The 12013-nt window shown below is 34.6% G+C and carries 12 protein-coding genes; 1 reads left to right on the top strand and 11 read right to left on the bottom strand.

The features are described 5' to 3' along the window. Window positions 1-148: 148 nt before the first annotated feature. The gene (locus tag L8T27_RS27695; protein WP_127739916.1) at window positions 149-469 is read right to left on the bottom strand and encodes a hypothetical protein; all 321 of its coding nucleotides are present in this window, start codon (window positions 467-469) and stop codon (window positions 149-151) included. 853 nt (window positions 470-1322) lie between these two features. After that, entirely contained in the window at window positions 1323-1541 is a 219-nt protein-coding gene (locus L8T27_RS27690) for a hypothetical protein (RefSeq protein WP_127739918.1), read from the bottom strand. Window positions 1542-2052: 511 nt separating this feature from the next. Between L8T27_RS27690 and L8T27_RS27685 the strand changes: the two genes are divergently transcribed. Beyond that, a complete protein-coding gene (locus L8T27_RS27685) occupies window positions 2053-2559 on the top strand; it encodes a hypothetical protein (RefSeq protein ID WP_127739920.1) in 507 nt (168 codons plus the stop codon). Window positions 2560-2670: 111 nt separating this feature from the next. Here the strand turns inward: L8T27_RS27685 and L8T27_RS27680 are convergent, their stop codons facing one another. The 9 genes from L8T27_RS27680 to L8T27_RS27640 form a co-directional block, all read right to left on the bottom strand. Continuing rightward, window positions 2671-6804 (bottom strand): PKD domain-containing protein, encoded by a 4134-nt coding sequence (locus tag L8T27_RS27680; protein ID WP_127739922.1) that lies wholly within the window; start codon window positions 6802-6804, stop codon window positions 2671-2673. Between the two features lie 253 nt (window positions 6805-7057). Further along, window positions 7058-7558: a peptidase M23 gene (locus tag L8T27_RS27675; RefSeq protein ID WP_127739924.1), complete on the bottom strand. Its 501-nt coding sequence runs from the start codon at window positions 7556-7558 to the stop codon at window positions 7058-7060. A gap of 10 nt (window positions 7559-7568) precedes the next feature. Then, a complete protein-coding gene (locus tag L8T27_RS27670) occupies window positions 7569-7946 on the bottom strand; it encodes a hypothetical protein (RefSeq protein ID WP_127739926.1) in 378 nt (125 codons plus the stop codon). Window positions 7947-8018: 72 nt separating this feature from the next. Further along, window positions 8019-8183 (bottom strand): hypothetical protein, encoded by a 165-nt coding sequence (locus tag L8T27_RS27665; protein WP_164849721.1) that lies wholly within the window; start codon window positions 8181-8183, stop codon window positions 8019-8021. A 15-nt stretch (window positions 8184-8198) separates the two neighbouring features. Next, entirely contained in the window at window positions 8199-8354 is a 156-nt protein-coding gene (locus L8T27_RS27660; RefSeq protein ID WP_164849722.1) for a hypothetical protein, read from the bottom strand. 17 nt (window positions 8355-8371) lie between these two features. Then, window positions 8372-8509 (bottom strand): hypothetical protein, encoded by a 138-nt coding sequence (locus tag L8T27_RS27655; protein WP_164849723.1) that lies wholly within the window; start codon window positions 8507-8509, stop codon window positions 8372-8374. Window positions 8510-8573: 64 nt separating this feature from the next. Continuing rightward, window positions 8574-9491 (bottom strand): hypothetical protein, encoded by a 918-nt coding sequence (locus L8T27_RS27650; protein WP_127739928.1) that lies wholly within the window; start codon window positions 9489-9491, stop codon window positions 8574-8576. A gap of 17 nt (window positions 9492-9508) precedes the next feature. Beyond that, complete coding sequence (locus tag L8T27_RS27645) at window positions 9509-10492, bottom strand: hypothetical protein (protein ID WP_127739930.1); 984 nt, start codon at window positions 10490-10492, stop codon at window positions 9509-9511. Then, window positions 10485-12008: an ATPase, T2SS/T4P/T4SS family gene (locus tag L8T27_RS27640; RefSeq protein WP_235856658.1), complete on the bottom strand. Its 1524-nt coding sequence runs from the start codon at window positions 12006-12008 to the stop codon at window positions 10485-10487. The genes L8T27_RS27645 and L8T27_RS27640 overlap by 8 nt, the downstream gene beginning before the upstream one ends. Window positions 12009-12013 lie beyond the last annotated feature (5 nt).

The following is a 12013-nucleotide window of genomic DNA, read 5'->3' as shown; positions in this document are numbered from 1 at the left end:
AGGACAGTCTTTAATAAAGCAAGTTTGCTTAGACTGAACCCAAAGGCTCTAAATTTAGTAAATAACCAAAGAAAAAATAACAAAATGTAAAAAAATCTATAGGTTCATTTTACCTTTTTTATTTACTTGTTTCAATAAGTGTATTTAATTAATGAATTGTTGTCTCGATTTCAATTTGTTTAACGAGCTCATAGGCTTTCTTTTCACTAATATTCTCGGAAGAAGCTAGATCATCATAAGTTCCCATTTCCAAAACTAATTTATATTCACTTGTAAGTTGTTCTATTGGTGTTTCTGTTAACTTAGCAGCCATGACTTCATCTTCCACGATGGAAGAATTGGAATAGAAAATTTGTTTGTTTACAGAATAAATCTCGACTAAATTCCCTTCTGAATGGAAATAAGACTTTTTCGTATAGTAATTTACGCTTTGTTCACCATTAATAAGCAAATGATTATGTAATAACATAGTATCAATCCTTTAATATTTTTATCTTTCGTTTCATTTTCAAGTAGTTTTCAACTCGGTTATAATTTCATTTTAAGGCAGAAAGACTATCACTTTGTGTCAATTATGTCAGTATTATATTAAAAAGGAATAAAAATCTTTTACTACATTGTTAAAATTATAATTAATTCTTATATGACTCGTAAAGCCAATATCCCCAACTGGATAACGGCAGTTTTTTTATTTCATTAATTTTCGATATATGAATCGTTGAAGCAATAAAATCAGTACAGTAAATACATAAATAAATATGTAAGTTATTAAAGAACCCAAGAGTAGAAACAACCCGAATATTGAATAAATTGCATGCCCTGCATTTATAATTGAAAAGTATTCATTGCTATAAGTAGTAAGATCATTTATTAAAAATACAATAGTAGGAAAAAGAGCCAATAAAAATACAAAAATAAAATTTTGTTTTAAAGTCATGATTTCTTTTTTTAATATCAAATAGTTCACTAGTATAGTAAGAAAAATATTTATGAGTAATACCATTATTCTATTTTTTCCTTTCTAATCAAAATGGAGAATTAATCTTAATTATTTTAGATTTTACTATCCTTTGAATTCTTTTTACTATGACTTATAAGTTATAACTTATAACTTATAATCAGATAATAATTTATAAATATGGGATAATTATACTATAAAACAAACTTCTGGGATATGTGTTGGTTATCAACCTATTTATTGATCTTAGATAAATAGGTAAGGCAATCTATAAGAATAGTAGCAGATACCCCATTCCGCTAATCGAAATGTAGGAGCTAAAGCAATTAACCCACCAGCATTTGCTGGCGGGTTTTATTTTTTATTACATATTATTGATTAATCCTTGTATAGCTGCTTGTACAAATCCTTGTACATCTTCTTTAAGCAAGTATTCTATTACTGCCCCTAACAACATCTCTCCTAATCCAATCAATAGTTTTTCAACTAATTTTCCTGGCATTCTCCAGTTCACCTTTAATTTGATCCCTAATTCAGTAACCTCTTTTGTTTTTGTAAAATTAAAATCTAATTCTGTTTTCATCTACAAGTTCTCCTTTTAGTAATTTATTAATAGATTTGATTTTCACTCTAGTAACGGGGAATCTGCTTATTTATGACGCTAGATTCCCTGGATTTTTTGTTTATGCTAATTTCACTGTTAACTTCCTTCTTGCAAACCTTAAACAGTAAACACTCTGTTTTCAGACATTCATTTACTAAAGAGCAACAAAAAAAGAGCTGATTTAAAATCAACTCTTCTCCTCTCTCATATATGTTGCTAACTGATCGATTCCATTTTAAGTAACCCCTTCACTATATATAGCAATAGCTTTACTGTTTGTTGCACTTTTTTAGAGAATTTAAAATATCTCCTTATTAAAGAGGGCTTAAAACCTGTATGTTTTACAGGTATCCACGAGAAGGTTTCACTTTCTATGTGTTTGAAAGGCAAAGAAATTAACAGGTTTTTCAAAAAAAGTTCCGAAATGTATAATTTTTTTTGTTTTGACACAAAGATATTTAATAAAAAGTAAACAGAAAGGAGAATTTAGATGACAAAAGAACCAGCCAGCTACAGGATAAGACCTAAGTTAAAGAAGGAAATCGATTCTTATCTCTCTCTGTTGAAGGCCCAAGGACATATCGAAGATTACGGAGAAATGCTTGAAATTTGCTTTCCTCTATTCAAAAGAAGAATGGACATAGAAAAGTTAACAGGGTTTCGAAAAGAAGCAGTTTTATCCGTGGAGAGGGCTTATGAGACCTCTTGGGATGCTATTAATAGGTTATCCTATGAACATGAAATGGAGATAAAAGCAGTTAAATCTGCGGCAGAATTCGAATCGGAAAGATACGAACAACAAATAGACGCTCTCTTGATATATAAAATGAAACATGAGGAATCTGAAAAGATTATTGCCTCTCTAGAAAAAGAATTAGAAAAGGCCCAAACTACTATTGAAAAGGATAGAAAGCTTCATTATAAAGAAATGAAAACCTTAGCTTCCTCTAAATTACAACTATTACCCGTTGAAAATGATAATGAATTAGCAAATTGACACATCCTACATCCTTTAGATGTGTTTTTTCGTTTACATGTTTACGTGTTTACTGTTTACGTGTAAACATAATAAAAGAAAAACCTTCTGTCAAAAACAGAAGGTTTCCTTTTAATACACTCTATGATATTTGTAAACTTTTAAAACATCATCTATTATCTCAATGTCAACAGTATCTTGCTTGATGACTCCATTGGTATACTTAACCTCAAAATCAAACTGAGCGGGACCTTTCTTTAAATTGGTTGGATACTCTTGATGCTTTTCATCGTAGATGAAACCATCATATAGAACATCCGATAATGAAGATAAGGTCTTTGTAATCTTAACAGGAGTGTTATCGGTTTGTTCCGCTATAAGTGTTGTTTTAACATACTCAATAGGATAACTAGAAACATCTGCCTGCAGGAAAAACTTTTCGCCGCTATAGAATTTATCTAAAGAATGACCTAATTCATTGTGCTTTTCTAACCAATCTTCCGCATGGTTCACATGCCCAATTATGATTAAAGGTTTGGCGTAAAACCAGGTTTCCACCTCTGTCGTATCATATCTATCGTTCACTTCAACCGATAGATCATACCGACCTTTTTCGCTTTCTTGTTGTTCATAACATACCGTACTACCAGAGATTACTCCATTTTTCTGGAGGACTAACGATTTTGTCGTATAATTTTTATTAATATAAAGCTTTACATCCATTTTTTGTCCATCAGGGTCTTTCACATCAACACAGATATTTACTGTATCACCTTCAAAAACATCATCAGGATTATACGATAATGTCACTTCAGGTACTCTGTTTTTTACCACCAGTGATTTTGTTTTACTAGCTGTTTCCCCACTGTCGTCCTTCACTATTAATCTAATTTTCCACTCTCCGATGGTATCAAATACCCTAGAAGGATTTACACCAGTTGAAAAACTATTCCAGGTAAAGGAATTTGGTGCTTGGTATTCCCACTGATATGTTAATGGATCTTTGTCTACATCATTTGATTGGTTCTTAAATGTAACATTTGTGTTGTTATAGATAGTCGAAGGACTAAACGTGAAATCCGCAACCGGTGGTCGGTTTTTCACTTCGATTGTTTTACTAATCGAATCACTTGCGTTACTACTATCTGTAACGGTTAGTTTCACTTTCCAACTTCCTTTTTGATTAAGGACCTTGGTAATATCCTTAACGGTGGAGATTTGCGTCCAAGTGGTTTCATTTGGTTTCTGCATTTCCCATTTATACGTAAGGGTATCTCCATCTTCATCACTAGATTTGTTTGTAAACGTAAGATTCGTGTCATTATAAACGGTTGTTGGATTATAGATATAATCCGCTTTTGGCGGTCTATTTCCAACTGTCACTGTTTTTGTCATCGAATCGCTCGCTTTGTTGTCATCCATAACGGTTAAACGAACCTTCCAATCGCCTTTTATCTCAAGAACTTTACTCGTATCTTTCTCCGTCGAAATCTGAGACCATGTAGTTGTGTTTGGTTTTTGAACCTCCCACTTATAAGTTAGTTTATCCCCATCAACATCTGTTGAGGTATTTTTAAATACTACATTGGTTTCGTTATATATGTCTTGTGGACTGTAGGTAAAATTAGCAACTGGCGGCCTATTTAATACTTTAACCGTTTGAGTGACACTGTCACTTGCGCCATCCCCATCTGTAACCGTTAAACGAATTTTCCAATCTCCTTTTTGAGGGAGTACTCTGCTGGGTTCTTTATCCGTCGAAAAGCTCGTCCAAGTAGTTGTATTCGGTGCTTGATACTCCCATTTATATGTCAAAAGATCTCCGTCTTTATCCGTTGAAGCATTGGAAGCTTTAACTACCGTATCATTATAAATAGTTTTAGGACTATAAGTAAAGACAGCTGTAGGAGGTCTGTTTCCTACATTTATAGTCTTGGTTACATTATCACTAGCTCCCGTTACATCTGTGACAGTTAGGCGCACTTTCCAGCTGCCCTTTTTGTTTAAAATACGATTAGGATCCTTAGATGTCGAGAATTCCGTCCAAGTCGTAGAGTTTGGTTCTTGAGCCTCCCATTTATAGGTGAGCGTGTCCCCATCCTCATCGGTAGATAAGTTCTGGAAACGAACATTCGTATCATTATAAATGGTGTCAGGGCTGTAGTTGAATTTGGCTACCGGCGGTCTGTTATCTACTGTTAGAGTTTTTGTAACAGAAGTAGAAGCTTCACCATCATTTACAGTCAAACGGATTTTCCAGTCTCCACGTTCCTCGAACACTTTCCGTGGATCTTTTTCTTTTGATAAGTTATTCCAACTGTCCGTTCCCGATTTTTGATATTCCCAAGTATAAGAAAGTGTATCTTTATCTAAATCATTCGATTTGTTGATAAAAGTGACCTCTGTATTGTTATAAATGGCTGTAGGATTCCAAGTGAAGTCTGCAACCGGCGGTCTATTTATGACATATAAATAGTGGCGAACGGATACTTCTTCTTCCCCATCCGATACAGTTAGCTGGAAGGTATAGTTTCCTTTCTCCAAAGTGAATTTATCCGGAGTTTGGTCAGTCGAGAATACTTGGTAATTCGAATCATCTGAACCATAAGGTTTCCTTTCCCATTTATACGTAAGAGAGTCTCCATCCACGTCACTGGAAGTATTAATGATGCCAATAGAAGTATCATTATAGACGGTGTTACTAGGATCAAAAGAGAATTTAGCAACCGGCGGTCTATTTATGACATATAAGTATCTTCTAACCGATGCCTCTTCTTCCCCATCTGAAACGGTCAATTGGAAGGTGTAATCTCCCTTCTTCATTTTGAAGTTTTCTGGTGTTTTATCCGTTGAAAAGACTTCATAGTTGGAGTCATCCGATCCATAAGGCTTCCTTTCCCATTTATACGTAAGGGAATCTCCATCAATGTCAGAAGAAGTATTAACTATTCCTATAGAGGAATCGTTGTATACTGTATTGCTTGGATCAAACGAAAATTTAGCTTCTGGCGGTCTGTTGTTTACATACAGGTAATGCCTAACGGATGACTCTAATCTCCCATCAGAAACAGTTAGTTGGAAAGTGTATCTTCCTTTAGCCAGTTTAAACGTTTTAGGCGTTTTAGATGTAGAGAACACTTCATAGTTCGAATCGTCCGACCCATAAGGTTTCCTCTCCCATTTATAGGTTAATGTATCTCCATCTGGATCAGAAGAGTCATTTATTAATCCTACAGAGGTATCATTATAGACCGTGTTGCTTGGGTCAAAGGAAAACTTAGCAACTGGTGGTCTATTTGCTTGGAAGTCAAGAATAGCTTGAGATCCTTGGAAGGTCCAATAGGATGTTTGAGCCCATTTCTTTTTATTTTTATCAACGGGGCTAGTTACGCCATACCAAATTGCAGTTTGTGATTCTTCATAATCGATTGTAGTGTACTTTTCACCTAAGTTAAAATAACGGTCATCACCTAAGTCTGCAATAACACTAGGTGCTGACTCTCTAGGTTCTTTTCGTCTTAAAACACCAGTATTATTCATTCTAAGTAAATCTGTATTTTGTCCACTTGATAATGAAAGTTTCCCTCCACTATATTCCTTATCAGTGAAGTCAAATGGCAGTATTAAAGGAGAATATACAATGTGATCATCAACTCTTTTTACAATAAACAGTTGGTATTTAGAATTTTCATCTTCGGCAAATAGTTCTTCTAAAGGTAAGTACGCTTGATAATTAACATCTGCGTATCTCATATTACAATCGTCAACATTTTTATTTGTTGAACCAGCAGGACATTCATTCCAAACACCGGACCCTTGGTTGTTATATTCAAGATCCTCAGTTGCATCAGCTTCCCATTGGATTGTTTTATAAATCTTTACTGAGTTTAAATCACGTTCCCCTGCAACTTTCTTTGCTGCGATATAAGTATCTTGATTAGTTGAAGTATGTTCTTTATAACCCATTATTACTGACCAACCACTAAAATGAATATAGGGTTGCTTTCCCTTACCGAAATCTTTGTTGACTACCTCATATCCGTTCTCAACATACTTATTCATGTAAACATCTGAGATAATTCTTCTACCTGTTGTATTTGGAAACTCTTTATCTCCAACAGTGGAATTCCAATTAGTTTTTACTTTTGAAGGTACATTGTAAATATCATCATCCCCTGGAGCTGCATAAGCACTTGGAATAACGAAAAGAAACAAGCTAAAGAATACTACTAGTGGCATTACATATATGAATCTTAAATATCTCATTTGCCTCCTACTTTCGAAAGGTAGGCTTTTTTAATGGCAGTTGTGTCATTAAATTTCCTCACTCTCCTAGATTAGATTTAGAAAAAAAAAAACAACCCAAGAAACTATAGATAGAGAGACTCTATCTATAATTCTTGGGTTGTTCCCATTAGTTTTATGTAATTTTGCTATATATTAATTCTATAGCAATTTAACTGTTAAATCAATATATATTTAGCGCAAATTCAACTAGTTCATACATATAACGATAACGTTAATTATTTTTATATTGATAAACCGCTGCTTGTCTAATCATGGATAGATTACCTTTAAACCAGCGAGGACTTTCGGTAGTCATTACTGCAATAATAGAGGGACCTTCTATATTTTCTAATATGTGATAATTAGAATTAGAATAAACAAAAGGGTAGCTATCTGTGTTGCTGTCATCAATAAACTCTAAGTCAACAAGATAAAGATCTTGTTTGAAAAAGGAGGAATCAGTTGGGTTATAAACATATCCTGCAGTACTCGATAAATCTAGGTTATTTTCCAAACTAGCCTTAAAGTTTTCCATCGCTTTGTTTTGGTCGAAAACAATCTTACCTTCCGAAAGAGCTTCCTGTTCAACAGCCAAACCTGAATCGTGGACTGCTATTTCGGTAGCGTTTTTCAGCTGCCTAATGGCGGTTTTATCGGCATCTAAATTAAATTGGATTTGAGTAATTAATGCAAACAGTAATACAAATATGATGGTTCTTAATGTAGTAGCCATGAGATTGCTCCTAGTTTACATATTCGCTTAAGATTTTAGTATGTTTCGTAATGGTGCTTGGACCTTGGTTGAAAATATCCAATATGAAAATAAAAGTTCGAGGTACCTGTATACTGGCTTCCATATACTCATTTCTAGGAGTTAATGTTTGAGTAGCTGTTATGTTAATTTTCGATTCATTAAAGTTATAATTTTCAACCAATGTTTGTTTCATATCTTCTACAATACTTGGTGAGAATTTACCTTCTATAGATGCTTGCTTAGCCCCTTCAGCAAGTACTACTTCCACAGCCTCACGATTAAGACTATCTATATAGGCAAGTATGGGAGCGAACATAATGTTCACCGCAATAAAAATCGTCATCCATTCCGCTAATGCTTTAGCCATATCAAAACCCCCTTATTTTTATAAAAGGAAAGGAGCAATTATAAAATAATAGTTGCTCCTTTCTTTTATTCTTTATTTTCCTGAGCCATCAGGTAGGTTTGTTTGCATGTTAGTTACCTTTGTTCCATATGCGCTTGTTTCACTGTTAATTAGGTTGTAACCTCCAATGAATAAGAAAGCTGAGATACAGATTACTGTTATTGCGATTCCTAAAAATGTTGATAATGATGTTTTCATGTTAAATTGTCCCCTTTAATAGTTAATTTTTAGTTGATGTTCGTTCTGTAACATTTCTTCATGTTTCGTGTTTTTATCGGCTAATGCGCCAAAACTAATTCCAATGACCAATGACACCATGATAATGGCCGTAGCCGCTAGTATCATATAAACAGCAAGCGTCTTTGACATGTGTTGCTTCCTCCTTCTTAACTGCTGTCATTAGTGTAAGTCGCCACATCATCAGACAGATCCTTCATCAGATAATAGAGACCCCCAAAGATAAAGGTACTAATTACGATAGCTGTTAAAGCAATTGTCATATAGGTTGCGATGGATTTTTTCATGGAAATCACCCCCCTTAAATAAAAAGTAAGTATAAATGAAGCGAACAGTAAGCAAACAGAATGTTTAGCCTCTTGTTTGTTGTAAAATTAGCGTTACCATAGAAACAATTAAAACAAGGAAGTTCAGTATAATTAAGAAATGCGTCACCTTTACTGGAATGTTTAAGACATCGTTTGTAATCTTTGTTTTTCTTCGGTAGTTTTCTATTTGATTCTTCACAAACATTTGATGCATGCCTCTTAGTTGTTGCAGAGCTGTTTGTCTGTCCATTCCATCCAGGTTTTTAATTACTCCAATTAAAGCGGCCGATTCCTTAGAATCTATCTCCATTAAAAAGTTATCTAATGCGGTATCAGATCCTAAATCACTCGTCCAAGTAGATAATAGCCTCGTTAATGGTTGTTCTAGGTAGATGAAGTAAGGCTTCATACTTCGAAGAACATTATAGGTATTGATTCTGTTTACCGTCATCATCTCTATTTCATTGATTAATAAGTCATAAAGCATAAATACTTCGGAATGTACTTTTGCTTGTTGAAAGTTAACTACTCTTTTCATGACAAAGTTAAATATAGAGAAAGGAAAACTCGGTAATGAAAATAAAATCAAGATGAGAATGACGATACCACTGATATAACTTGTTTGAGTGATGGTTCCTTCCAGTAGCAATGGGATTAGTACATAGTAGATAATGAGAAATCCATATATACTTCCAAATAAAAGGTAGTACCTAAGCCCATTTAACCCAAGAGGATATTGTGCTCTTCTGAGTTGGTCCTCCGCTTTAGAATGTTTAGATCCTTCAATTAATTTGTTTCTGCTTTTTTCAATGCTGGAAGATAAACGAATTCTATAATTTTGGCGTTCTGCTTTCGTACTAAGGCCGGTATACACTAAGATTCCAGCAATAATAGATAAAGAAATGACAATTAGATATACAATGACATTCATCAATTTAAAAAGTACAATTTCATTTTCCATCTTGTTACCTCCCGTCTTTATAAATCATTTTTTGGACTCTTTAAGAAGATGGAAATAATGATGGAAAAAATAACACCGACTAAACATAGACAGAAAAGAAACAAGTTCCATTTCCCTCCAAATTGTAAGGAGAACCAATCCTGAGCACCACTTGAATAGTAGCCTAAGATTAACGATCCAATGAATAGCGGTGCAGTAATAAACCCGTCATAAATCGAATCTTGCATTTGTGACTTTTCTTCTTCTAACATCTCTTCTGTATCTTCCATTTGTTTGGTTAAAACCATCAAGGCATTTGAAACTTTTTCATTATACAGATAGGCTTTTAAAATAATGCTCCCTAGACGTTTGGACCAATTGGTATTGGCTGTATACGTAAATACCTGGACACTTTCTTTTAATTCCTTTTCGCTACGTGATACTTGTAAATCAGAAATTAAACGGATGGTTACTTTTCTGAGATCCTCATTCTTAATTTGCTTTTGGGTTTCTACTAATGCATAGTACATATCCTGTTGGTTGGCACTATAATTTTGCGTTAATCTTTGTACGATAGATAGAAACTCTAAGCTCATGAGATAGCGAATCTTGTTTAATTTCAATCGCAAAAATATATAGGGAATAGTGGAAAGTAACAATCCAAAAATGGCAGCAACGACCAAGTCATGGAGTGCTATGAAAAAAAGAACGAACATGGAAAACCCTATAATCCCACTAAAAAGAACAAAAACTTGAGCGTCTAACTCATTCCGATTATCGCTTGTGGTCCGAATTAGGAGTGAAATATGCTTCACTAAAGGATTTCTGCTAACTGGGCTTTCCTTTACATCTAAATTCTTTTTAATTCTTCGTATCCTATATTTATAATTCCAGTCACTATAGGTAACTTTTAGCGATTCCATCATGATTAAGTAAGCAACTCGCAAAGCTACTACGAGCAAAATACCATAGAGAATGTAAATTACACCGATATGCCAAATCCAATGTACGATGTTAACCATTAGAATTCTCCAGCATGTCATGAAGTAGCTGATCTTTAATCAGTTCATAATCAGACATAGGCGACTCTTTTGCTTTTCTCGCTAAGTGATTAATTAATATTTTGGCATCCTCTAGACTTTCTCCCGCCATTAAAGCAAGTAGTTCTTTTGAGATATTAGAAGAATAGTAATACTGATTTGTAGTCGGACTATAACGAACTAAATCTTGCGTTCGGTGGCGTCTTTTCTCCTCATCCCAAATGATTTCCGTTACCCCAATGACACGTTTCCTTCTCCTGTCTCTATCAGCACTCATTGTTACAATAATATCTATGTTTCTAGCAACCCGCTCCAACTCATTTTCAAAGTTCCGGTTAGGAAACTCATCTAGGATATGTCGTGTAATTTGGGGAACGACATGTTCTACCGTTGTTAAGTGGTAGGTAGAGTATGCTCCTCTTTCCCCACGTTCACATGCCTGAAGGTAACCCTCCGTCTCTAATGATCGAATTTCACCAACAACTATAAAATCATGTTCCATCCGTAATAAACGTGGAATGGCGTGATGTAAGTCACCCTCTTTTGCCTGTATCTCAAAGATGAGTCGGTTCATTTCTTTGGATAAGTTTAATTCAAAGTGTTTCTCTAATACGCCAATTACATAAGAAGGATCTCGTTCTTTAATCATGGTTTTCATAAAGGTTGATTTGGCTGAACGTACCCTTCCTGCGAAGATGGTATTGGCCATAACTCTAGATAAGGAGCGGAAGAAAGGTATATCATCTTCCAATATTGTTCCTAAACGGGCCTGTTCTTCTAAACCGAAATTTTTCACCACAAATCGGCGGAACATAATATAGTTTTCCTTTCCCCGCGGCTTTTGTATCATGGTGATACGGCTACCATCTTCTCTTTCAATCTCTAATTCTGGAGATTGTTCATTGATAATGGCATCCTTGATTCGGATAGTAAAAGCCTTCTTGATTCTTTCGACCCTTTCAATACTTTCAAATTCTTCCTCTTGTTTTACAAAAGTACCGTCTACATCAATCCAGAGTTGAGTTCCTCTTATTACGGCTGCTTCACTGTTTGGCATCTTGTCCCACTTATGAAGAATGCTGACTCCCCATACTTCATGGAAGATAGCTTCTGATAAAGAATTATAAAAAGATGGATAATCCGTCGAAGAGATATTCTCTTTATGAAGCACCTCGTTAATCTTCGTAATGAAATAAGACATGGCTTGCTCATCACCGATAACTGCTCTATGTTGCCGTTCTAGCCAAATGTTGCTATTGTCTTCTACAATATCTGTTATGTCATTTGGTGTTTTTTTATCAATGGACCCATCAATGACAATCTCTTGTAACTGACTTCTTACTTTCGTACAAATATCTTTAAAGGAGCGGGTTCTAGCATATGTATTTATTCTAACTACCTGCTTCAATCCATTCTTTGAAATGGTATCAGCCAACCATTCTGAGATAACAAACTCCTTTTGAATACCAATTTCTCTTTCCATGCTGTTCAGGTTCACTCACT

Source organism: Niallia sp. Man26 (genome assembly GCF_022049065.2).
Lineage (GTDB): Bacteria > Bacillota > Bacilli > Bacillales > Cytobacillaceae > Niallia.
The sequence above is the reverse complement of the archived record's forward strand: the minus strand, read 5'-3'. Positions and strand labels throughout refer to the sequence as shown.